General features: G+C 46.0%; 20 protein-coding genes. 7 read left to right on the forward strand and 13 right to left on the reverse strand.

Translation table 11 applies throughout. The features are described from left to right. Positions 1-2 precede the first annotated feature (2 nt). The 7 genes from aroB to pilM form a co-directional block, all read right to left on the reverse strand. On the reverse strand, positions 3-1,091 hold the full coding sequence (aroB, locus tag AB4274_RS06270) for a 3-dehydroquinate synthase (protein WP_017061124.1): 1,089 nt from the start codon (positions 1,089-1,091) through the stop codon (positions 3-5). A gap of 25 nt (positions 1,092-1,116) precedes the next feature. Then, complete coding sequence (aroK, locus tag AB4274_RS06275; RefSeq protein WP_017061125.1) at positions 1,117-1,635, reverse strand: shikimate kinase AroK; 519 nt, start codon at positions 1,633-1,635, stop codon at positions 1,117-1,119. Between the two features lie 176 nt (positions 1,636-1,811). After that, a complete protein-coding gene (locus AB4274_RS06280) occupies positions 1,812-3,530 on the reverse strand; it encodes a type IV pilus secretin PilQ (RefSeq protein WP_032545762.1) in 1,719 nt (572 codons plus the stop codon). A gap of 35 nt (positions 3,531-3,565) precedes the next feature. Next, complete coding sequence (locus AB4274_RS06285; RefSeq protein WP_372111399.1) at positions 3,566-4,084, reverse strand: pilus assembly protein PilP; 519 nt, start codon at positions 4,082-4,084, stop codon at positions 3,566-3,568. Beyond that, entirely contained in the window at positions 4,071-4,700 is a 630-nt protein-coding gene (locus tag AB4274_RS06290) for a type 4a pilus biogenesis protein PilO (RefSeq protein ID WP_017061128.1), read from the reverse strand. The genes AB4274_RS06285 and AB4274_RS06290 overlap by 14 nt, the downstream gene beginning before the upstream one ends. After that, the gene (locus AB4274_RS06295) at positions 4,693-5,292 is read right to left on the reverse strand and encodes a PilN domain-containing protein (RefSeq protein WP_372111359.1); all 600 of its coding nucleotides are present in this window, start codon (positions 5,290-5,292) and stop codon (positions 4,693-4,695) included. The genes AB4274_RS06290 and AB4274_RS06295 overlap by 8 nt, the downstream gene beginning before the upstream one ends. Next, positions 5,276-6,301, reverse strand: a complete 1,026-nt coding sequence (pilM, locus tag AB4274_RS06300; RefSeq protein ID WP_102320000.1) for a type IV pilus assembly protein PilM — start codon at positions 6,299-6,301, stop codon at positions 5,276-5,278. The genes AB4274_RS06295 and pilM overlap by 17 nt, the downstream gene beginning before the upstream one ends. A 151-nt stretch (positions 6,302-6,452) precedes the next feature. Between pilM and AB4274_RS06305 the strand changes: the two genes are divergently transcribed. Then, positions 6,453-9,014 carry a penicillin-binding protein 1A gene (locus AB4274_RS06305; RefSeq protein WP_372111360.1) on the forward strand — a complete coding sequence of 854 codons (2,562 nt, stop codon included), beginning with the start codon at positions 6,453-6,455 and terminating at the stop codon, positions 9,012-9,014. A gap of 111 nt (positions 9,015-9,125) precedes the next feature. Here AB4274_RS06305 and oxyR read toward each other — a convergent pair whose 3' ends face one another. Next, the gene (oxyR, locus tag AB4274_RS06310; protein ID WP_017061132.1) at positions 9,126-10,019 is read right to left on the reverse strand and encodes a DNA-binding transcriptional regulator OxyR; all 894 of its coding nucleotides are present in this window, start codon (positions 10,017-10,019) and stop codon (positions 9,126-9,128) included. On the opposite strand from oxyR, the gene AB4274_RS06315 reads away from it, so the two are divergent. The 3 genes from AB4274_RS06315 to AB4274_RS06325 all read left to right on the forward strand — a co-directional run bounded on the left by AB4274_RS06315 (position 10,018) and on the right by AB4274_RS06325 (position 12,711). Beyond that, positions 10,018-10,197 (forward strand): hypothetical protein, encoded by a 180-nt coding sequence (locus AB4274_RS06315; RefSeq protein WP_017096544.1) that lies wholly within the window; start codon positions 10,018-10,020, stop codon positions 10,195-10,197. The genes oxyR and AB4274_RS06315 overlap by 2 nt on opposite strands. A 44-nt stretch (positions 10,198-10,241) precedes the next feature. After that, complete coding sequence (locus tag AB4274_RS06320) at positions 10,242-10,970, forward strand: glutathione peroxidase (protein ID WP_017061133.1); 729 nt, start codon at positions 10,242-10,244, stop codon at positions 10,968-10,970. 274 nt (positions 10,971-11,244) lie between these two features. Then, a complete protein-coding gene (locus AB4274_RS06325; protein ID WP_102370803.1) occupies positions 11,245-12,711 on the forward strand; it encodes a dihydrolipoyl dehydrogenase in 1,467 nt (488 codons plus the stop codon). Positions 12,712-13,034: 323 nt separating this feature from the next. On the opposite strand, the gene AB4274_RS06330 is transcribed toward AB4274_RS06325, so the two are convergent. Then, complete coding sequence (locus AB4274_RS06330) at positions 13,035-13,382, reverse strand: RidA family protein (protein ID WP_372111363.1); 348 nt, start codon at positions 13,380-13,382, stop codon at positions 13,035-13,037. Between the two features lie 120 nt (positions 13,383-13,502). Here AB4274_RS06330 and AB4274_RS06335 point away from each other — a divergent pair, with 120 nt between their 5' ends. Next, the gene (locus tag AB4274_RS06335; RefSeq protein WP_372103632.1) at positions 13,503-13,718 is read left to right on the forward strand and encodes a DUF3624 domain-containing protein; all 216 of its coding nucleotides are present in this window, start codon (positions 13,503-13,505) and stop codon (positions 13,716-13,718) included. 243 nt (positions 13,719-13,961) lie between these two features. Here the strand turns inward: AB4274_RS06335 and argH are convergent, their stop codons facing one another. From argH to argC, 4 genes are all read right to left on the reverse strand, one after another. Continuing rightward, positions 13,962-15,836, reverse strand: coding sequence for an argininosuccinate lyase (gene argH, locus AB4274_RS06340; protein ID WP_017061136.1), 1,875 nt, complete (start codon positions 15,834-15,836; stop codon positions 13,962-13,964). Between the two features lie 347 nt (positions 15,837-16,183). Continuing rightward, a complete protein-coding gene (locus AB4274_RS06345) occupies positions 16,184-17,395 on the reverse strand; it encodes an argininosuccinate synthase (protein ID WP_372111366.1) in 1,212 nt (403 codons plus the stop codon). 113 nt (positions 17,396-17,508) lie between these two features. Beyond that, a complete protein-coding gene (gene argB / locus AB4274_RS06350; protein WP_017063686.1) occupies positions 17,509-18,297 on the reverse strand; it encodes an acetylglutamate kinase in 789 nt (262 codons plus the stop codon). A gap of 12 nt (positions 18,298-18,309) precedes the next feature. Beyond that, positions 18,310-19,314: an N-acetyl-gamma-glutamyl-phosphate reductase gene (gene argC, locus AB4274_RS06355; protein ID WP_372111368.1), complete on the reverse strand. Its 1,005-nt coding sequence runs from the start codon at positions 19,312-19,314 to the stop codon at positions 18,310-18,312. 153 nt (positions 19,315-19,467) lie between these two features. Here argC and argE point away from each other — a divergent pair, with 153 nt between their 5' ends. After that, the gene (gene argE, locus AB4274_RS06360) at positions 19,468-20,604 is read left to right on the forward strand and encodes an acetylornithine deacetylase (protein ID WP_009848891.1); all 1,137 of its coding nucleotides are present in this window, start codon (positions 19,468-19,470) and stop codon (positions 20,602-20,604) included. Between the two features lie 252 nt (positions 20,605-20,856). Beyond that, positions 20,857-23,493: a phosphoenolpyruvate carboxylase gene (gene ppc, locus AB4274_RS06365; RefSeq protein WP_372111371.1), complete on the forward strand. Its 2,637-nt coding sequence runs from the start codon at positions 20,857-20,859 to the stop codon at positions 23,491-23,493. The last annotated feature ends 371 nt before the right edge of the window (positions 23,494-23,864 follow it).

The following is a 23,864-nucleotide window of genomic DNA, read 5'->3' on the forward strand; positions in this document are numbered from 1 at the left end:
ATTTAAAGAGTACGGCAGAAATCGATCGCTTGTTTAATGATGTCTTGAGGCACATCAGCAACCACTTCAGCAGTACCAATACTTGTTGGTAATACCAAACGCAACTGACCAGACAGCACTTTTTTATCGCGCATCATGTGCTTCATAAAGTCTTCAAAAGACATGCTTTCTGGCGTATGGATTGGTAGTTTCGCATTCTTGAGTATAGAAATAATTCGCTCAAGTTGCTGCTGAGAGATCAGTCCCTGTAATTGAGCTGTTTTAGCTGCCATTACAGTGCCTGACGACACAGCTTCACCATGTAGCCAATTACCATAGCCTAGTTCTGCTTCAATCGCATGACCAAATGTATGACCTAGGTTCAATAACGCTCTGATTCCTGACTCTTTTTCATCTAGAGCCACCACTTCAGCCTTAATTGCACAACAACGAGCAATCGCGGTAATCAGTGCTTCTTCATCAAGTTGATAAAGTTTCTCTAGATTCTGCTCCAACCAATCAAAGAAGGCTTCATCGTAAATGATGCCGTATTTGATCACCTCAGCAATGCCCGCTGCAAACTCACGCTCTGGAAGCGTTGATAAACAGTTGGTATCGATGATCACAGATTTCGGTTGGTAAAAAGCGCCGATCATATTCTTACCAAGAGGATGGTTTACTGCGGTTTTACCACCAACAGAAGAGTCCACTTGAGAAAGAAGGGTCGTCGGGATTTGAATGAAATCAATACCGCGCTGGTAACAAGAGGCAGCAAAACCGACCAAGTCACCGATAACACCACCTCCTAAAGCAATCACCACCACATCGCGGCTGTAATTTCCTTCAAGCATGTAGCTCATCACTGAATTGAACGTTTCAAGGGTTTTGTACTGTTCACCGTCTGGCAGCTCGAGAAGAGATGTCTGACAGCCGACTTGATCCAATAGCGATAAAATTTTATCAGCATAAAGAGGCGCTACTGTCACATTACTGATAACAACAACTTTCTGCTTACCTGATAAAAAAGAAAGGTACGCCGGGTCTTCAAATAACCCGGCGCCAATAGAGATAGGGTAGCTACGCTCAGCTAGATTGACCGTAATCCGTTCCATGGGTTTGCTCTCCGAAAAAATGAACTTAACGTTCTTCTAGCATTTTTACGATCTGGTTGGCTACCACTTTTGCACTTTGGTCGTCAGTACGAACTGTGTAGTCCGCCACTTCTTCGTATAGTGCGTTGCGAGATACAGCTAGATCTTCTAGCACATCACGCGGGTTGTCTGTTTGAAGTAGAGGGCGTTTCTTGTCGCGGTTAGTGCGAGCAAGTTGCTTTTCAATTGTTGTCTCTAGGTATACAACAATGCCTCGTGCAGATAGACGGTTACGGTTTTCTTTGCTCAACACTGAACCACCACCTGTCGCAAGAACAATACCTTGTTCTTCTGTCAGATCATTGATTACAGATTCTTCGCGCTTACGGAAACCTTCTTCGCCCTCAACATCAAAAACCCATGCGATGTCTGCGCCAGTGCGCTCTTCGATCACAGTGTCAGAGTCTAGAAACTCCATATGAAGTTGGGAAGCTAGGTGTCTACCAATTGTACTTTTGCCGGCGCCCATTGGGCCAACAAGAAAAATATTGCGTTTCTCAGCCATGTTTTTAGCAGTAATTTACAACGTTAATTCAATGACATCGCCACAAGGTAGGTCAGTACAAGTACTGAAATTAAAAGGCCCGTGGCACCGATTCCTCACAGATAATTCGTGATAAGACCCGAAATTATCAAGGTTAGGTGCCACTAATGCAACTTTATTTTTAATCTAATTGTTCATTACTGAATCACAACTTTGGGTGTGACAAAAATAAGTAGTTCACTTTTACCCACATTTTCATAGCTGCGACGGAACAATGCGCCCAAAACTGGCAGGTCCCCCAACAGAGGAACTTTATCCACTGTACTGCTCACGCTGTGCTGAAATATCCCGCCAAGCACGACAGTTTCACCATTATTAACAAGCACTTGCGTACCTATTCTTTGCGTATCAATGGCGACCGCTTCACCGGTTCCAGTTTTTACCACTTGCCCTGGCCTATCTTGAGTCACGCTCAAATCCAATACCAAACGATTATCGGGCGTGATCTGCGGTGTCACCTTAAGACTCAACACGGCTTTCTTAAATGCAACCGACGTAGCGCCACTTGAAGATGACTCTAAGTAAGGAATTTCAGTACCTTGCTCAATATAAGCCGGCTTTTTATTGGTGGTGATTAAGCGTGGACTAGAAATGATTTCAGCTTTTGACTCTTGTTGCAGTGCCGACAGTTCAAGATCGAGTAAGGTATCTGAACCCAGTTTGGCCACCTGAAACGCAATACTCGAGGCGTTCGGCGATGTTGCCCCTAAATTGACGTTGAGATAGTCATCAATCACGCTGCTGCCGCTATCGTCGTCATACGGCGTAATCGCTGATGGGTGGTTACCTTCGATTGAGCCACCAACGGTGAAGCTTCCGTTGGTTGAGGAAACGCCCCAGCGCACGCCAAGCTCATCAAGATTACCCTCAGTAACCGTGACAATACGTGCCTCTATCTGTACCTGCTTCACGGGAATGTCTAACGATTCAATGATGCCTCGGATCACGGCAATGTTTTCTTCCAATTCACGAATGAGCAGTGAGTTGGTGCGCTCATCAATGGTAATCGAACCACGATCGGACAACATGCTGACCGCACCTTCACCTCCAATCATGTCAGCGATGTCGGTGGCTTTAGCAAAGTTAATCTTGATGATTTCCGATTTAAGCTCCCCTAACTCCTCTTCTAAGCGCGATTTCTCTAACGCTTGTTGCTCTCGAAGGTCGAGCTCCGCTTTCGGCGCGACCAAGATAACATTGCCATCAACACGCTTATCCAAGCCTTTAACTTGCAAGATAATGTCGAGAACTTGCTGCCAAGGTACGCCATCTAAGCGTAACGTCAGGTTTCCGGCTACCGAATCAGACACCACGAGATTGAAGTCGTTGTAATCGGCAATCAGTTGCAGGACATTTCGTACCGGGATATCCTGGAAGTTAATCGATATCAGCTTGCCCTCTTTCTCTAGAACGCTTTTTTCTTTGGTCGCTTCATCGAGCACCGGTTTGCTGATCACCACCTCAATAAAGCGCCCCTTTAGGTTGTATTCATACTGATAGTCATTGCTAATCGTCGCTAGAAGCCGAGTGCTTGGTGTCTCTTTATAGACTTCAATGCCTTCAACCAAGGTAGCGAAATCCTTCACATCCAGCAGGTAGAGCTTGTCATCATCAACTTGAGTATTGATTAGCTCGATACTTAACCCTTCCTGAGCTCGTTGAACATCCACCACTGCTGTGCTGGTCGCCAGCTCAATAATGATGACGGCGTCTTTATCCTTATTGACCCTAAAATCAATATTCTCCAATTTGTTCGGTAAGCTCTCGGCATGGCTGAGCACGCTAACAACCAACATCACAGACACAGCAAAACCTTGTAGAGCCTTGCTCACTAATCCACTTATTCCTTTAATCATATTTACATCTCATATCCACATCATGTGACATTGGTTTACTTCAGAGCCAGCCTAACGTTGCGCTTATGCCAACAACCTAAGCCATCTGGAAGAGTTTCATTAATCTGAACATACTGGCTCGTCACCTTAGTAACTCGGCCATTGTTTAAGCCGATAAACTGGCCTTTCTTGACGTTTACCACGTTGCCTTTGGGTGTTTGCACTAAGCCGAACACGCTTGATCCACTGCCCATCACGCCTCTTAAACGAAGCTTACTCAGTGGGTACTTCTCTAACTTGCCATTACGAGAACGGGCGCTGGGTTGCCAACAGTCTTTCTTGACCAAGGGTTGGTTTTGCACAATGGCTTCTTTAGGCAGTTCAAAGGGAGGACGAAAAGCACGGCGTTGATAAGTCGCCGCCGTGAATTCAGTTGCTGGGACAAGCTGCTCGACGTCTTTTCTCGCCTTGGCTTCAACCTGCGCGACAAAGTCTTCCAGTGAGTCTTGATTAGCTTTGCAGCCTGACAACGCAAGCATCAATACGATTGAGTAAAACGCGCTATTGGGTTTCATCATTGACCTCCGATTTAAACTGGTAGGTATAAGCTCGAACCCTAAAATGCAGCGTGCTACTTTCTTGGCTGACTCGCTGCCAATTCACATCATCAAAGCTGATGATGCGCGGCAGCTTGGCGATAGCAGCAGAGAAGTCCCCAATCTCGTGATAGTCACCTGTCAGCTCTATATTGAGAGGCAATCGATAGAGAAACTCCTTATTCTGCTTTTGCCCCCAATCGATTCGTGTGAAGGTCAGCGAGTTATCCAAGCCGAGCTCATTCACGGAGGCCAACATGCTCGCTAACTCCTTTTGAACGGGCAGCTGCTCTAATAGATAATCGTAGCGACTAGTTAGCTCATCCAACTGGCTCTGCAACTTAGGCAAGGCTGCAACCTTATTCGCCTTTATCCTCAAGGTCGTTTTTAAGGTCTGCTCCTGTTGCTTCATCTGTTTCAGTTCCTCGTCGAGCGGCAGCAGATACAGCCAAGTGCCAACACCTTGGATTAACACCATCAACACCAGAATCACGAGAAGCTGAGGCAACAATGGCCATTCGGTGATCTCATCAACATCGAGATCTTGCAAGCTCATCCTGTTTTGCCTACTAATCCTATTTTGAAGGTTAGCCATGATGCCCCCCCTTATCTTTTCTGCTCGCGGTTGTGTTTTCTAAAGACACAGGGCTAAACACAAAAGAGACCTTGAAGGTCTGAAACTCTTTATTGAAGCGCTTGCGGTTATGAACGATAGAGTGCATCTCGACCCCTTTCAAAGAATCTGAACGTTCGAGGTTGTCCAACATGGTGGCGAGACGAGCAGTGCTGTCGCTGATGCCCGACATCTCTATCTCCTGACCATTCATCTTTATCTTGTCGACATACACGCCCTCAGGGATAAGCTCCGGCATCAAGTTCATGAAGTCGGTGGTCTTATTGCGGCCAAGCTGTAAAGACTCCACTACATCCAGTCGAGTCAGAATGGCTTTGTGCTCTTGCTCGGCGACTTTCAGTGACTGAATTTGTCGATCAAGCTCAGCGATGTATTGATTGAGATAATTAAGGCGCGCTTGCTGCTTGGCTTGTTGGTCGTGAAAGTAGTTACCGACCGCCCATTGCCCACCAAGCGCAATGATGACGCCAAGAATGACCAGATGGATAAAACGCTTCTTGTGCTGAGCACGAATCTCATCACGCCACGGCAGCAGGTTAATTTGATGCAACATGCTTCTCTCCCTGCCACTTGAGTCCACTCATCGCCATACCCGCCGCGATACCAAAGTGTTGCCAGTCCATCGGCAGTCGGCGTCTCTTTGCGACCTTATTCTCAAACAGAGACAAAGGATTTAATGACTCACAGCTCAGCTGAAAATGCCGTTCTAGCTCTTCGGTTACCATAGGAATACTGGCGCCCTCGCCCATCAACCAAATCCCAGAAATAGGTTGTTGCGCATTTCCCGATGAATAAAGCTGCAATTGACGCTTGAGCTTCTCAATCAGGTTAACGATGAATTGATGTGTCTCTTCCATAGTACCGAACACGCTCTCGATATCACTCGGGTCATCTGAGCTGCGAAGATCTTGAGTGCCAAAGGCGATGTCTTTATAGAAAGGCGCCGAATTCTGCGGGATAACCCCTAGCGAGGTTTGGTCGATTCCAACATCCACCAGCAACCAGTTTTTCTTATCGGGATACAGGCGCGAGGCCAATTGCCAGATATTAAGTAGCCCATGCGCCTGTGTATCCACCACCACAGGTTTGAAGCCAGCCTTGGTTAATGCATCCGCTCGGCTATCCACAACTTCTTTACGAGTGGCGTATACCTGATAACTGCTTGTCGAACCTTTACCAAATCGTTTGTCTTCCAGCTTTACAAAATCTAAACTCAGCTCCTCGATAGGGAAGGGAGATTGATGGGCGAAGGTTTGATAGATAGAAAACTCTTTTTCTCTGTCTTCTAACTCACTCTCTATTTGCAGTACTTTGCTGATCACCGTGTTATCAGGTACCGAAATGGCGACGTTGCGACAGCCAAAAGGCAGTCCTTTCCTAAGTTCTTTAAGTTTCTTAACAGTTTTCTGATACTCCAAAGTATGGTTAGCTGTAAAAATGTCGTCCGAAATCGGCAGCTCTTTGTATCCCACTAGGGCATACAACTCCCCCACGGGTTTTAGTACCACGGCTTTGATGCTGTGATGATTTATATCTATACCTGTAATTAATGATGAACCCATGTGACCTAGCTCCTGAAGTGCCAAGCATTTCGTTGATTATCTAGGGGTTGTGATTATTAGTTAAATAAGCGTTAATAAACGAAAGCTAAGTTTTTAGCCTAGAGTACAAGGGTTTGCTGCTTATCAGCCTTAACTAATCAGGGATTATCCGGTGAAGTTCATAAAGCGATTATTCATATTTACATTGATTTGCATGATTCTTGGAGTCAGTACAATTTTCGGGTTTTATTTTTACGTAAAACCAGAGTTGCCTGATGTTGCCACTTTGCGCGACGTAGAACTCCAAACGCCGATGCAAGTCTTCAGTCAAGACGGTAAGCTGATCTCTCAATTTGGTGAAAAGCGTCGTAATCCAGTCACTTATGACGAGATTCCTCGCCACTTAGTTGAGGCTCTGATTGCCACCGAAGATAGCCGTTTCTATGAACACCCAGGTATTGACCCAATCGGTATCACACGTGCAGCACTCGTGGTTGCAATGTCGGGTTCAGCCAAACAAGGTGCTAGTACCATTACTCAGCAGCTTGCGCGTAACTTCTTCTTATCTAATGAGAAAAAGATTATGCGTAAGATCAAAGAGATCTTCATTGCGATCCACATTGAGCAACTTCTTAGTAAAGAAGAGATCATGGAGCTTTACGTCAACAAGATCTTCCTTGGTCACCGTTCGTATGGTTTTGGCGCGGCAGCACGTGTTTACTTCGGTAAAGATCTTCCTGATCTCACGCTGAGTGAAATTGCGACCCTTGCGGGTATGCCAAAAGCACCTTCGACAATGAACCCTATTTACTCTGTTGAGCGCGCGACTAACCGTCGTAACGTTGTATTGCGTCGTATGTTAGACGAGAAATACATCACTCAAGCAGAGTTCGATGACGCTCGTAGCGAAGAGCTTATCTCGAAATACCACGGTGCAGAGATCGAACTGAGCGCGCCATATGTTGCTGAAGTTGCACGTGCTTGGATGGTGGAACGCTATGGTGAAGAAGCTTATACATCAGGCATGAAGGTCTACACGACCGTTGATTCGAAACTGCAAAAAGCAGCGAACCAAGCCGCAATTAAGAACCTACTTGGCTACGATGAGCGTCACGGCTACCGTGGTGCTGAAAAAGTATTGTGGCAGACTGCGCAATCAGCGTGGGATCAAGAACAAATCGTTAAACACCTTAAGTCTCAACCAACCTATGGTGACCTAGTCCCTGCTGTTGTTACCGCGGTTGATTCGAAAAGTGCTCAAATTTGGGTTAAGAACCAAGGTGAAGGCACTATCGAATGGCAAGGCATGAACTGGGCGCGTAAATTCCTAACGGATAACCGCCAAGGACCAGCGCCTTCTCAAGCGAAAGAAATTCTGGCGGTTGGTGAACAAATCTGGGTTCGCCATGAAGCCGTTACCGGCAATGAAGTCTCTGAAGAGCCGACAGAAGAGTCAGCGACTGCAGAATCAGAAACACCGATTGTATGGCGACTAAGCCAAGTACCGAATGCGAACACAGCATTTGTTGCAATGAACCCGAACAACGGCGCGGTATTGTCGATGGTCGGTGGCTTTAACTTTGTCCACAACAAGTTCAACCGTGCAACGCAATCTATTCGTCAGGTGGGTTCTGGTATCAAACCCTTTATCTACTCAGCAGCGATTGAGAAAGGCTTAACGCTAGCCTCACTGATCAACGATGCACCGATTAACCAATGGGATAAGAGCCAAGGTACCGCATGGCGACCAAAGAACTCGCCACCGACTTACGTGGGTCCAACTCGTTTACGTATTGGCTTAGCTCAGTCTAAAAACGTAATGGCGGTACGTGTACTGCGCGAAGTAGGTCTAGATGATACTCGTAACTACCTAACTCGATTTGGCTTTGATATTGATGAAGTTCCGCGCTCTGAAACCATTGCTCTGGGTGCGGGTAGCTTAACGCCAATGAAAGTAGCTCAAGGTTACTCAGTATTCGCTAATGGCGGCTACTACGTTGAACCTTTCTACATCAGCCGCATTGAGACACCATTTGGTGAGACTGAATTTGAAGCGACACCAAAAGTGGTTTGTAAAGACGATTGCCAACAGCAAATGACCTCAGACCCAATGGCTGATGAGTTTACAGAGCAAGATGTGGATGACAAAGTACAATACGCACCTCAAGTTATCTCTGAACAGAACGCATTCCTTGTTCGTGAAATGATGTACAGCAACATCTGGGGTGGCGGTGATTGGAGCGCAGGTACGGGTTGGAACGGTACAGGTTGGCGTGCACAGCCGTTGAAGCGTCGTGACATTGGCGGAAAAACGGGTACCACCAACGATTCGAAAGATACTTGGTACAGCGGTTACGGCCCTGGCATGGTTGCAACGGTATGGGTTGGTTTTGATAACCACAACCGCAACCTAGGCAGAACCAAAGCGAACTCAAATCTTGGTAAGAACCAAATTACGGGTGCAGAAGCTGGCGCGAAAACAGCAGAACCTGCATGGGTTGATTTCATGGGTACGGCGTTAGCGGGTGTTCCTGCTGAGCGTAAAGAGATTCCTGAGAACATCGTCCGTGTTCGTATCGACCGTGAAACTGGCTTACTGACCAACAAGTTCGATAGCTCATCAATGTTCGAGTACTTCGAGAAAGGCACAGAGCCAACCGAGTACATCACTGAACGTTTCAATGATGACATCTACTCAACCTCATCAGGTGAAGCAGTAGAAGAACTGTTCTAACTAAGGTTTGTAGAACCTAGTAACATGAACCAACAAAAAGGGTTGATATGCATTCATATCAACCCTTTTTTTATATCTATATCTGACCAGACTAGGCTCTAAATTCAAGCGCTAAGCCGTCTTCTCCAGTTGAGTTCGAATCGTCTCAGCCAATTGCTCGAAACGTCCCTTCAATGGAGAGCCCGGACGGTAGGCAACAACAATGCGACGTGAAGGTGTTGGATTCACAGCAGGTACGTAACACACACCGTCTTTCTGCTTCTCTTTCGGCACCGATAGCTGAGGAAGCAAGGTAATCCCCGCCCCCGCCGCGACCATGTTACGCAGCGTTTCTAAGCTGGTTGCCTTAAAGCGCTCATCATCTTTGGCGCCCGCAGCAAAACAGAAGCCCAAGGCTTGGTCTCTCAAACAGTGACCGTCACCTAGCGCAAGTACGGTTTGTCCATTCAGCTGCAGCATATCGACAGTGTCTTGCTGAGCCCACTCGTGGTCACATGGAACGGCAACACTTAACGGCTCGTCATACACATCGATCTCTTTGAACACCGCCGTTTCATCAACCGCAGCCAGTACTAAGCAATCAAGCTTGCCATCTTCAAGTTGGCTCACTAACTGATGGGTCTGAGCTTCATGCAGGTAAAGCTCAAGATCTGGGAAGCTCTCTTTAAGATGAGGAACAATCTTAGGCAAGATGTAAGGACCCACGGTTGGAATAAAACCAATGTGCATTGGCCCCGTCATCGCTTCACCGTGTCCACTCGCCATATCTTTAAAAGTTTTCACTTCATTGAGAATACGCTTGGCTTGTTCAACAAGTTGTAACCCTGATTCTGTAAATATCACCTTCCTTGGACTACGCTCGGTTAACTGAAGTCCAATTTCATCTTCGAGTTTGCGTATTTGACCGCTTAGTGTCGGCTGACTGACAAAGCACGCTTCTGCCGCTTTTCGGAAGTGTTTATGCTCTGCGAGCGCCACCAAGTATTCAAAGTCACGAATGTTCATGATCAGTCTCTTACCTCAGGTTTTAATAAGAACAAGGGTTCTAATAGAAACATTTAAAAGAAAAATGCTCTTGATAGAATTTACCTATCAAAACCATAACATCAAACGATTAGAGCTATCAAAGGATTTATCTAATAATGGGCTCAACGAAACGAAACAGAGCGAAGAAAAACGTTAAGCTCTGATAGAACAAAATTAAAAATACTATTTAAGGAAATCAATATGTTTGCATCTAAAGAAGGTCAATCAATCCCTCAAGTAACATTCCCAACTCGCCAAGGTGATGCATGGGTTAACGTAACTACTGAAGAGCTATTCAAAGACAAGACAGTTATCGTATTCAGCCTACCAGGTGCGTTTACGCCAACATGTTCGTCAAGCCACCTACCTCGTTACAACGAGCTACACTCTGTATTCAAAGAAAACGGTGTTGATGACATTCTGTGTGTTTCAGTAAACGACACATTCGTAATGAACGCTTGGAAAGCAGACCAAGAAGCGGAAAACATCACATTCATCCCAGATGGTAACGGTGATTTCACAGACGGCATGGGTATGCTAGTTGAGAAAAACGACATCGGCTTCGGCAAACGTTCATGGCGTTACAGCATGCTGGTTAAAAACGGCGTGGTAGAAAAAATGTTCATCGAAGAAGACGTACCAGGCGACCCGTTCAAGGTTTCTGATGCAGATACTATGCTTAACTACCTTGCTCCTGAGCACAAAGAGCAAGAGTCAATCACAGTATTCACTAAGCCAGGCTGTCCTTTCTGTATGAAAGCAAAACAGAACCTAATCGACAAAGGTCTGAACTACGAAGAAGTGGTTCTAGGTAAAGATGCAACAACAGTAAGCCTACGTGCAATCTCTGGTCGCACTACCGTTCCTCAAGTATTCATCGGTGGCAAACACATCGGTGGTAGTGAAGAACTAGAAACTTTCCTAGGCTAATCGCTTCATCGCCGATATAGGCTTAGAAGTATCAGCTAACCCACCCTCTTGTGGGTTAGCTATTCCCAACACTCTTATCTGAGTTTTGGGAAAAAGAATATAGCTGGTGACTCGCCTGTCTTTTACTAACCTATAGTTAGCAATAAAAGCAGAGTCACAAGCTAAACCTAATAAAACAGAATCACAAAACTGACCCGCAATCCTGACTCTCAAAAAATCATCAGAGTTGGAGGGGTTCGTTCAAACCAAATTTAGCCATTGCGAGAAAATTATTATGAAACAAGTCAATGTAGATGTAGCAGTTATCGGGGGCGGTACGGCAGGTTTAGGTTCTTACCGCGCTGCAAAAGCACACACTGACAGTGTCGTGATGATTGAAGGTGGCCCTTACGGTACAACCTGTGCTCGTGTTGGTTGTATGCCATCTAAACTGCTTATTGCAGCTGCAGAAAGCGTACACCAAATCGAGAAAGCTCCGGCTTTTGGCGTTCACCCACAAGGCGATATCGTGATTAACGGTCGTGAAGTGATGGAGCGAGTGAAGTTTGAGCGTGACCGTTTTGTTGGTTTTGTTTTAGAAGGCGTTGATGAAATCCCAGAGCAAGACAAGATCTCTGGTTACGCAAAATTCTTAGACGATAACACGCTACAAATTGATGACCACACGGTTGTCACCGCTAAGCGTATTGTTATCGCGACCGGTTCTCGCCCTGCATACCCTGCCGTTTGGAATGAACTTGGCGATCGCCTGATCATTAACGACGACGTGTTCAGCTGGGATGATTTACCAGAATCGGTTGCGGTATTTGGCCCTGGTGTTATTGGTCTTGAGCTTGGTCAGTCACTGCACCGCTTAGGTGTGAAGACCAAACTGTTCGGTTTGGGTGGTCAAGTTGGCCCAGTAACTGATCCAGAGATCATGGCTTATGCAGATAAAGCTTTCAATGAAGAGTTCTATCTCGATGCCGACGTGAAAATCGAAAGCATGAAGCGCATTACCACTGAATCGGGTGAGCCACGTGTCGAAATCCAGTTCATCAATAAACAAGGTGAATTAGAAACTAACGTCGTTGAATACGTACTAGCAGCAACAGGTCGTCGCCCTAACACTGACAAGCTTGGCTTAGAGAATACCTCTCTAGAGCTTGATGAACGTGGTGTGCCAATCGCAGACCACTACACGCTACAAACATCACTACCATCAATATTTATCGCTGGTGATGCAAGCAACCAACTGCCTCTACTACATGAAGCAGCTGACCAAGCACGCATTGCAGGTGACAACGCTGGTCGCTTCCCTGAGATTCGTGCAGGCCTACGCCGCTCTAAAATCTCAGCGGTATTCTCTGACCCACAAATCGCGATGGTTGGTGAAACGTACAAAGAGATCACTACCCGCTTAGGCACATGTGGCTGTTTCGCAACGGGTGAAGTGTCTTTCGAGAACCAAGGTCGTTCACGAGTGATGCTACGCAACAAAGGTATTCTGCACGTTTACGGCGAGCAAGGTACAGGCCGCTTCCTTGGTGCTGAGATGATGGGACCAAACGCAGAACACTTGGCTCACTTGTTAGCTTGGGCACACCAGAACAAGATGACGGTTTCTGAAATGCTAGACATGCCGTTCTACCACCCAGTAATCGAAGAAGGTGTACGAACAGCGCTACGTGACCTGAATGCGAAACTGCACCTAGGTCCAGAGATGGTGAAACACTGTCTGGATTGTGGCCCGGGCTGTTAATCTCAGACTAGCGCCAGTCAATTAGCAGTTAACAAACGTTAGATACTAAAAAGGAAAGCCATTGGCTTTCCTTTTTGTTTTTGGCAACGAGTAAACTATAGATTCCCGATTACGCTCCTTCGTCGCTCTCGGGAATGACAGCAATTTTCATACACGTCTAGGCGAAGCTAACCAGAATAACGGTGCTTTTCAAAACGCGTCTAAACTGAAGAAAATCAAAGTGACGCATCAGCTAAACCAAAACTAAACTCGTCATTCCAGAACCGAGGGACGAGGTATCTGGAATCTCTTGAAGCCATTGCGTCACTAAAAGCTTTAAGCAATTACTTCTCAGCAGCAATCACAGAGATCTCAACCAATAGCGCTTCGCGAGCCATGTCGCCAGTCACACATGCGCGAGCTGGAGCGTGACCTTCTGGTACCCATGCATCCCACACTGCATTCATTTCTTGGAAGTCTTTCATGTCTTTCAAGTAAATCGTTGCTGACAGCATGTGCTCTTTGTCGCTGCCTGCTTGATCAAGTAGGGCTTCGACTTTATCCAGCATCGTTTGTGTTTGCTCAGTGATGTCTTTGGTTGCATCAGCACACACTTGGCCACATAGGTAGATAGTGCCGTTGTGTTTCACAATACGGCTCATGCGTTGTTTGGTTTCTTGGCGCTCAATCATCGACTTTCTCTCTCTGTGTCACCGTGATCCAATATCTTGTGACGTGTTATTATCAGGGCAACAAGCATAACGCGAATCAAACCCAAGGTGACATGCATTCATTGCAATAAAAGTGAAAAAATCCGTAACAAGCTCGGTCGTTGCCAGCGTTGCATGAATCAGCTGATGGTGTTGTCGATTTTGAGTTGGGGAGTATGGTGGCTATTTTTCAGAGAAGACCCAAAAACCATCAATGCCATCGCTTTGATGATGGCCGCTTTCGCATTCAGTGGCTTGTTGTCGTTGCATTGGATAATGAAGTTTGTCGTGCTGCCTTTAAGGAACAAAAAGCGTTAACAGAGAGACTTTGCTAGATAAGTGATAAAGGCTAGATGTCCAATTAAATGACTCGCCTTAGCAAGCCGTCATCATTTCCCAAACAGCAGATAGAAAAAAGCCCCAGAACCAATCGATTCTAGGGCTTTCTTAGAAAATTCTAAGAAAAAGCAGTGGTACTTTAATAGACCGAGCTTTTCTTAGTTTGTTCCCAAAAAAGATCATATTTTTGATCTTTTTTTTAGGGACTATAAAATCAATGCCTTATGCAACATTAACCTTAGCAATAATCTGCTCTACCAAGTTCACTTCCAAGGCCACTTCATCACATGCATGTTGACGAGGACACTGGTCACAATCTTTCAGTACCTTCTCAGGCAGCAAAGATTTCGATGTCGGTAAGAAATCATGCTTCATGAAGAACTCAGGTGTACGAGTCAGCACAAACACCTTCTTGATGGCCATTTGTCGCGCTTTCTCAACCAAGTGCTGCACAATTGCGGTACCCTGCCCTTGACCTTGCCAGCCAGCTTCGACACCCAGTGAACGGATTTCCGCTAGGCCAGAGTCATACACATAGAGTGATGCACAACCTGTCACCTCACCATGATGCTCTGCGACCGCAAACGAGCCAATATCACGCACCAGTTCATTACGAGAACGAGGTAGGTTTTCACCCATGTTCGCCCAGTAAGCGACCATACCTTCCAACGCTTCAATATCGGTCAGACGAGCAGGACGAACCTTGACGATGGACGTATCACGCTGTGATAAACGTTTCTCAGCTTGGTCAACCGCGTAAGCCACTTGCTGTGGAGATACACCGCCTAGCGCGCTACGTTTTTCAAGACACGATTCAATGGTCAGGATGTCATACACATCTTCCTCAATCACCTCAGAGAACTCTTTCATCTCTGCGATGGTTAATTCTTCTAATGCACAGCCTTTAGCAATCGCCGCCACTACCGTCACACCAACAATATGGTGAGCTTCACGGAAAGGAATCCCTTTCGCTACTAGGTAATCAGCCAATTCAGTTGAGTTCGCGTAGCCTTGTTTCGCGGCTTCAAGTGTACGTTCGCCGTTCACTTTAATGCCGTCAAAACAGAGTGCTGCCATTTCCATACAATCATTCCAAGTATCTAAAGCGTCGAACAGACCTTCTTTATCTTCTTGCATGTCTTTGTTGTACGCCAAAGGCAGAGCTTTTACTGTCATCATCATTGCCGCTAATGAACCGTAAACACGGCCAGTTTTGCCACGGATAAGCTCTAGCGCATCTGGGTTTTTCTTTTGTGGCATCAGAGATGAACCTGACGTCACGGTATCCGCTAACTCGATGAAGTTTGATTCACCTGAGTTGTAGAAAATCATATCTTCTGCAAGACGCGAAAGGTGAAGCATAGAGATAGAAGCAATCGACATTAGCTCCATCACATGGTCGCGGTCAGAAACTGAATCTAGAGAGTTGCGCGTTGCACGACGGAAACCTAAGTTGTGAGCTAACTCTTCACGGTCCATCGGGTAAGCTGTTCCAGCAAGGGCACCAGAACCCAGCGGACATGTGTCTAGACGCTTAATCGCATCATTCAAACGTGAATAATCACGCTCAAGCATTTCAACGTAAGCCAAGCACCAGTGAGCAAAAGTTACCGGCTGAGCACGTTGTAAGTGAGTGTAGCCAGGAAGCACGGTTTCTTGATGCTGAGAAGCAACGTTCACCATTTGGCTTTGTAGGCGATCCAATGCCAGTAGCAGTTGGTTACCTTGCTGACGACACCATAGTTTCAGGTCTGTCGCCACTTGGTCGTTACGAGAACGGCCAGTGTGAAGTTTTTTGCCCAAGTCACCGACTTTGCCGATAAGTTGCTGCTCAACCCAGCTGTGAATATCTTCTGCATCAGAACGTAGAATCTGTTCAGGATCTTCCATCACCTCAAGTTTTAGCTCATTCAGCGCTAACTCAAGCTTCTGTTGCTCTTCTTCTGTTAATACGTTGACCGACAGTAGAGCTTTAGACCAGGCAATTGAGCCCACAATGTCTTGCTCAGCCAATCGGTAATCAAAACGAAGAGAATCGTTAAAATCTTTGAACCGGGTGTCTGCTGCTTGGGTAAATCTACCGCCCCATAATGCCATTGTGTATCTCCTAATTGCACAGTGCTCACTGTTTTTGCAAATGATAATTCTGATTAAGATTCAGTATTTTTCTGATGGTTTAAACTTACGGCAATTCAAAATGAAAATAAAGTATTAATTCATTATTTTCACATATTTATTCACCAACAGTTCAATCCATTGATTATTTTTAGCGTGGAGCGCGAATTATATGCCATCCGATAGGAAAAACCGAAGCTGATTTATTAGGCAAATAGAAAGTAAAAAGCCCACTCACTAATCAATAGTGAATGGGCTTTGCATAATAATGTCTGTTTACTAACCTTCAATCTTTCATCAAAGGCTAGCTCACTAACTCATTGTTAGGATTACTTTTGGCTATTCAAAGCACGGATACGGCTTGATAGCGAGTAAAGGCGGATGAAGCCTTCAGCATGGCTTTGGTCGTAAACTTCATCTTCACCAAAGGTTGCAAACTCTTCTGAGTACAGGCTGTTGTCAGAACGCTTCTGAGTCACCGTTGCATGGCCTTTGTAAAGCTTGATAACCACTTCACCATTCACGTCTTGTGCTAGCTCTTCTGTCGCGGCAAGGATTGACTTACATAGTGGAGTGAACCAACGACCATCGTATACAAGGTGAGAAGCCTTAACACCGAGCTCTTCACGGAATTCGAATGCCGCTTTATCAAGAACCAGTTGCTCTACTGCACGCAGTGCTTCCATCATGATTGTGCCACCCGGAGTTTCGTAACAACCACGAGACTTGATGCCAACAAGACGGTTCTCTACGATATCGATACGACCAACACCGTGCTTAGCACCTTTCTCGTTTAGGTAAACCAGTGCGTTGTATGGCGTCATTGTTTCGCCATCAACCGCAACCACTTCGCCTTTTTCAACTTTAAGCGTCACTGTTTCAGATTCGTTTGGCGCTTGCTCAGGGTCTACAGTCCAAGCCCAGCAATCTTCGTTAGGTGCATTCCATGTGTTTTCTAGAACGCCGCCTTCTGTTGAGATGTGCCATGCGTTTGCATCACGCGAGTAAATCTTAGTAAGAGAAGCCGTACAAGGGATGTTACGCTCAGCCAGGTAATCTAGACACTCTTCACGACTCACTAGATCCCATTCACGCCATGGTGCAATTACGTGTAGATCAGGTGCTAGTGCAGCAAATGCGCCTTCAAAACGAACTTGGTCATTACCTTTACCAGTACAGCCGTGACACAGTGCGTCTGCACCTACTTTACGTGCGACTTCAACCTGTGCTTTCGCGATGATTGGACGCGCCATCGACGTACCTAGTAGGTATTTACCTTCGTAGTAAGCGCCCGTTTTCAGCGTTGGGTAGATGTAGTCAGCAACCATCTCTTCTTTAAGGTCTGCGATGTAACACTCAGATGCACCAGAAGCTTTTGCTTTCTCTTCGATACCAATCAACTCTTCGTCGCCTTGACCAACATCCGCAACAAACGCAACCACTTCACAGTCATAGTTCTCTTTCAACCATGGAATGATTACTGATGTGTCTAGACCGCCAGAGTAGGCTACTACAACTTTCTTTACGTTAACTTTGCTCATTTTCTTTCTCCTAGTTTCCATACTGCACATGGCGGTCAGCGTTGGAAATGACTTCATAATTATATGTTTATTTAATTTGTCTAAATTCTTTAAGTAGTGACTCGTTGTGAGACCTACTGAGGTAAAAACTGTGTTCCTATGCTTTTACCTGAAAACAGTTGTGTTAGCTTTTCTGGGTATCGCCAAGTGGCAACTTCGATTGGTCGTCCAAGGTCGTTAGCGGCTTCTAGTGCAGCTTGAACCTTAACGATCATGCCGTCGGTAATCACTTTGCCGGCAATAAGGTCATCGGCTTGCTGTTGATTAAGACTTGGAATGAGGTGGCCTTTGCCATCCAACACACCACTTACATCAGAAAGCAGTACCAGTTCAGCATCAAGTGCGCCCGCAACGGCAACCGCAGCTTGGTCGGCATTGACGTTCATCAGTTGACCTTGCTCAGTAAGACCAATTGAGCTAATGATTGGCAGTGCGCCCGCATTAAGAATCGCTTGCAGAACGGTTGAGTCGCCCGGCTCCGCTTTTCCTACCGCCCCCAGTTCAGGGTTCAGTTCGCTCACTTTGCATAAACCACCGTCTGCTAGGCTTAAACCAACGGCATTGATACCGTCTTTAATCGCCTGACCTTGAAGTAATTTATTCGCCGTGCCCGCTAATGCACCAGCGATCACTGGGATCTGATCATAAGGAGTAACACGTAGCCCTTCTTTCTTAACGGTTTCTAGATTCAACTTATTCATCAAATCATCAACAAGGTAACCGCCACCGTGAACAATCACGATTGGTCGTTGTGCCTGTTGTTGGTAAGCAGAGATAGCACCAAATAACTTGCTAAGTGTTTCACCACAAGATAGCGCTGCGCCACCTAACTTTATGATTAATGGTTGATTATTAAGGCTCATATCTAGATTTCCTTACACTAACGCAGTTAATGGCGCAAAACCATAACGTAAATTTAAACACTGCATCGCTTGGCTAGATGCACCCTTTAATAAGTTATCAATCGCTGAAACAACGATGATGTGTTGACCTTGAACCTTCCAACCTAAGTCGCAGAAAGGTGTCTGTTCTACATCTTGAATTCTTGGCAGTGTCTCTTCGAGTAGTCTCACTGCTGGTTTACCTTGGTAAGCTTGTTCAAAGGCATCTTGTATCTGTTGTTCTGTCACGCCTTCAGCCAGTTTCATGGTGATGGTCGCTAAAATACCGCGCTTAAAGTTGCCGAGGTGTGGAGTGAAAATCACATCACATCCTAAATGTGCAGCCATTTCAGGTTGATGACGGTGATTGAAGACGCCATAAGCTTGCAGGCTTACTTCGCAGAAGCTGTTAACCATCGTCGCCTTGCGGCCTGCACCAGTCACACCGCTAGTCGCGTTAATCACTGGCCATTGGGTTTCATCCAGTAACTTGGCCTCAACCAAAGGTTTAATCGCCAGTTGTGATGCCGTTGGGTAACAACCCGCGACAGCGACAAGCTGAGCTTCTTTAATTTCTTGTTCGTTCCATTCCGCTAAACCGTAAGCCGCTTTGTCTAGCCATTGTTCGTGTTGATGTTCAAAACCGTAAAACTCTTGATAGAAGTTTTCGCCTTTAACTCTGAATGCTCCCGATAGGTCGAAGACTTGGCAATCGTTCTCTAGAAAGATTGGCGCTAGGTCGTGACTAACCTCGTGTGCCGTTGCTAAGAAAATCACATCAGACTGTTTAGCTACTTCTTCCGGATTTGTTAAAGGTTGTACTGGCATATCAATCAAACCAGCTAACTTACCGTGCAGTGCCGCAATAGGTTTACCTGCGTCTACACTATTGGCTGAGACATATAAACCTGATAGCGTGAGCTCAGGGTGTCTGTTTATCATTAGAGCCAGTTCTGCTCCTGTGTAGCCGCTTGCGCCAATGATCGTGGTTTTCAACATCTCAACACATCCATTTTTGAGGTAAGTTACATTTCAAATTTGACTATTCATACTTAATTTTTAGCTTTATTTGATTTCTTATGCATTAAATATGATTTAATATGTGTTTTACCGACTTATGGTTTTCCTGTCAATAGTAGAAGTGAAGTTATTATGCAATTACCGAGTTTTCTTGAGGTCTACAAAGGCCTAATTTCCACAGACTCTATTAGCTCGACCGATCCAAGCTGGGATCATGGCAACGAGAAAGTGATCGAAAAAATGGCTCAATGGTTTAAAGACGTAGGCTTTAGCGTTGAAGTCGTGGAAGTCGAACCCGGCAAGCATAATATGGTCGCTAAGATGGGATCGGGCGAAGGTGGCTTGCTACTCGCAGGACACAGCGACACAGTGCCATTTGATGAAGGACGTTGGAACTTCGACCCTCACGCACTAACAGAACACAACAATCGCTTCTATGGATTAGGCACAGCCGATATGAAAGGCTTTTTCGCTTTCGTTTATGAAGCGGCAAAGAAGATGGATTGGAGCAAACAGACCAAGCCGCTATATGTATTGGCAACCTGTGACGAAGAGACCACCATGCTGGGTGCGCGTCATTTCACTGAAAATGCACCGTTTAAACCGGATTACTGCATTATTGGTGAGCCAACCAGCCTTGTGCCGATTCGTGGCCATAAAGGCCATGTTGCTAACGCTGTGCGAGTAACGGGTAAATCAGGTCACTCTTCTGATCCTGCATTAGGTGTCAACGCCATCGAGATCATGCATGAAGTGTTGTTCGCTTTAATGCAACTGCGTGACAAGCTAGTCAAAGAGTATCACCACCCGGGTTTCGCAATTCCAAGCCCCACTCTAAACCTTGGCCATATTCACGGTGGCGACAGCGCGAACCGTATCTGTGGTTGCTGTGAGCTGCACTACGATGTACGTCCTTTACCGGGTATCAGCTTAGATGGTTTGGATAACATGCTGCGCAGCGCACTCAAAGAAGTAGAAGCAAAATGGCCGGGCAGAATTGAGATTACGCCACTGCACGAACCTATCCCGGGTTACGAGTGCCAACATGACCATCCATTTATCGGTGGCATGGAATCAGTTTGCGAAACTGAATCACAAACCGTGAACTACTGTACAGAAGCACCTTTCCTTCAAGAACTTTGCCCAACCTTAGTGCTGGGTCCAGGCTCAATCGACCAAGCTCACCAACCAGATGAGTTCCTAAGCTTCGATTTTATCGATCCAACGATTGATGTTCTGAGTAAGTCGATCCGCAAATATTGTTTCTAGTTATTACTTTTCTTCCAATATTTTCGTATAAAAGCTACCCGAAAAGGTGGCTTTTATTCTGTTATCCCAGACACAGCCTGATCTTGTAATTAAATTTCACTTTAATTCCGAACTATTGGGAAATTTACTTCTCCCGCATTTCGAAAACTAATAATTGCAAACTTAGAATGCTTTATTTGACTAGATACAGCACTTTTCGCTAGATTGTGTACTTAACAAGGAACAATGGATGTAATTTTTTTACGAGGCAGGATGACAATGAACGAGAAATACGCCGCTCTCAAGAGTAACGTAAGCATGCTGGGACGCTTGCTAGGTAACACAATCCAAGATGCACATGGTGACGTTATCTTAGAGAAAGTGGAGACTATCCGTAAACTTTCCAAATCCGCCCGCGCAGGCAACAAAGCTGACCGTGACAGCCTAGTTGAAGAAATCAAAAACCTGCCGAACGAACAACTCACTCCTGTTGCTCGTGCATTTAACCAATTTCTCAACCTCACCAACATGGCAGAGCAGTACCACACCATCTCTCGCCACTGTGAGGAGCATGTTTGCGAACCAGACGTGCTGCAATCTCTATTTTCCAAATTAAACCAGAATGACATCAGCAAGCTAGATGCGGCTCAAGCCGTTCGCGACCTGAACATTGAACTCGTTCTGACTGCACACCCAACAGAAATCACTCGTCGCACCATGATCAACAAATTGGTTAAGATCAACGAGTGTCTGTCTAAATTAGAATTAAGCGACCTATCACACAAAGAGCGCGTGAAAACAGAACGTCGCCTAGAGCAACTTATCGCTCAAGGTTGGCACTCAGATGTGATTCGTCAGCAACGCCCTACGCCACTTGATGAAGCGAAATGGGGCTTTGCGGTTGTTGAAAACTCACTTTGGGAAGCTGTACCAGATTTCCTACGTGAAATGGACGGCCGACTAAAAGGCTACCTTGGTGAAGGTCTACCAATTGATGCGCGCCCGGTACACTTCTCATCTTGGATGGGCGGTGATCGCGATGGTAACCCATTCGTAACGCACACCATCACCAAAGAAGTACTGCGCCTATCTCGCTGGAAAGCCGCTGACCTTTACCTAGGTGACGTAAACGAGCTGATTACCGAACTATCGATGACTAAGTGTAATGATGCCGTTCGTGAACTAGCGGGTGATGAGCATGAAGCTTACCGAGCAATCCTAAAGAGCCTACGTACTCTGCTGAACAACACGTTAGAAGTGCTGGATGCAAAACTGCATGATGCTGAAGTACCGAAGAAAGAAACACTACAGAACATCGAGCAACTTTGGACACCGCTTTACGCGTGTTACCAATCGCTGCACGAATGTGGCATGGGCGTAATCGCAGACGGTTCTCTACTTGATACCTTGCGCCGCCTAAAAGCATTCGGTGTACACCTAGTGCGTCTCGATGTTCGTCAAGAAAGTACACGTCACTCAGATGTGCTGTCTGAACTGACTCGCTACCTAGGCATTGGCGACTACGACCAGTGGAGCGAGCAAGACAAGATTGCTTTCTTAACCAATGAATTAAGCTCTAAGCGCCCACTACTTCCTCGTGATTGGGAGCCATCTGAACAGGTTAAAGAGGTTTTAGACACCTGTAAGGTCATCGCTGCTCAACCTCGTGAAGCCTTCGGCGCTTACGTGATTTCTATGGCTCGTACTGCATCGGATGTACTGGCTGTTCACTTGCTGCTGCAAGAGTGTGGTTGCCCGTATCGCATGGACGTGTGTCCACTGTTCGAAACGCTAGACGACTTGAACAACTCAGAAGCAGTGATGAAACAGCTAATGAGCATCGACTTGTACCGTGGCTTTATCCAGAATCACCAAATGGTGATGATCGGATACTCTGACTCAGCGAAAGATGCGGGCGTAATGTCTGCAGGTTGGGCTCAATACGATGCAATGGACAAACTGGTTAAGGTTTGTGATGAAGAAGGCATTGAACTGACTCTATTCCACGGTCGTGGCGGTACGGTTGGTCGTGGTGGTGCTCCGGCGCACGCTGCTCTTCTTTCTCAGCCACCTAAGAGCTTGAAAGGCGGTTTACGTGTAACAGAGCAAGGCGAAATGATCCGCTTTAAACTTGGCTTACCAGACGTTGCTGTAAACAGCTTCAACCTTTACGCAAGCGCGATTCTAGAGGCGAACCTTCTGCCGCCACCTGAGCCAAAACAAGAGTGGCGCGACCTAATGGAAGTGCTATCTCAAGTATCTTGTGAGGCTTACCGCAACGTGGTTCGTGGCGAAGAGAAATTCGTACCTTACTTCCGTCAAGCGACACCTGAACTGGAGCTAGGTAAACTGCCTCTTGGCTCTCGCCCTGCGAAACGTAACCCGAACGGCGGCGTAGAAAGCCTACGTGCGATTCCATGGATCTTCTCTTGGAGCCAAAACCGTTTGGTACTGCCTGCATGGTTAGGCGCTGGTGAAGCGATTCAGTACTCTGTAGATCAAGGCCATCAAGCCCTGCTCGAAGAGATGTGTCGCGAGTGGCCGTTCTTCTCTACCCGTCTCGGTATGTTGGAAATGGTGTACTCGAAGTGCAACATGGAAATCGCTAAGTACTACGACCAACGCCTTGTTGACGAAGAGCTATTACCATTAGGTGAGTTACTGCGTGAACAGCTGCAAAAAGACATCAAAGCCGTGCTAAATGTTGAGAACAACGAGAACCTAATGCAGAGCGACCCTTGGGGACTTGAGTCAATCCGCCTACGTAACATCTACGTTGAGCCACTAAACATGCTTCAAGCTGAACTGCTTTACCGTACTCGTAAGTGTGAAACACCACCAGCAGAGCTTGAAGAAGCGCTAATGGTGACGATTGCAGGCATTGCAGCAGGTATGCGAAACACTGGTTAATTAGTGATTCCTACTATAACCTGATCAGCATTTATATCTAAAAAAAGAACAAAAGGTCGCCACGTGCGACCTTTTTATTTTGCAAGATAACCACTAATAAGTATTTTGTCAGTTTTTTGGGTTATTTTGTCCATGTATTCTACTTTATGCTTATTATTTAGATATACTACTGCTCCGCTGCGGAAGCACTCCAAAAAAATAATCTGCAGCAACTTGACCAATAAACTGGTCAACCTAGGTGATAAACGGCTTTGTAAGGTGACATAACCAACCGATGAGTTGGTGCTACTTAGACATAACCAATATAACGTGCCATTAGAAGCACACTTGTTGTTTAAGTATTTGTTTACTGTTTACCATTTGGATTTCAG

This window comes from Vibrio sp. 10N.261.55.A10 (assembly GCF_041470825.1).
Lineage (GTDB): Bacteria > Pseudomonadota > Gammaproteobacteria > Enterobacterales > Vibrionaceae > Vibrio > Vibrio crassostreae_C.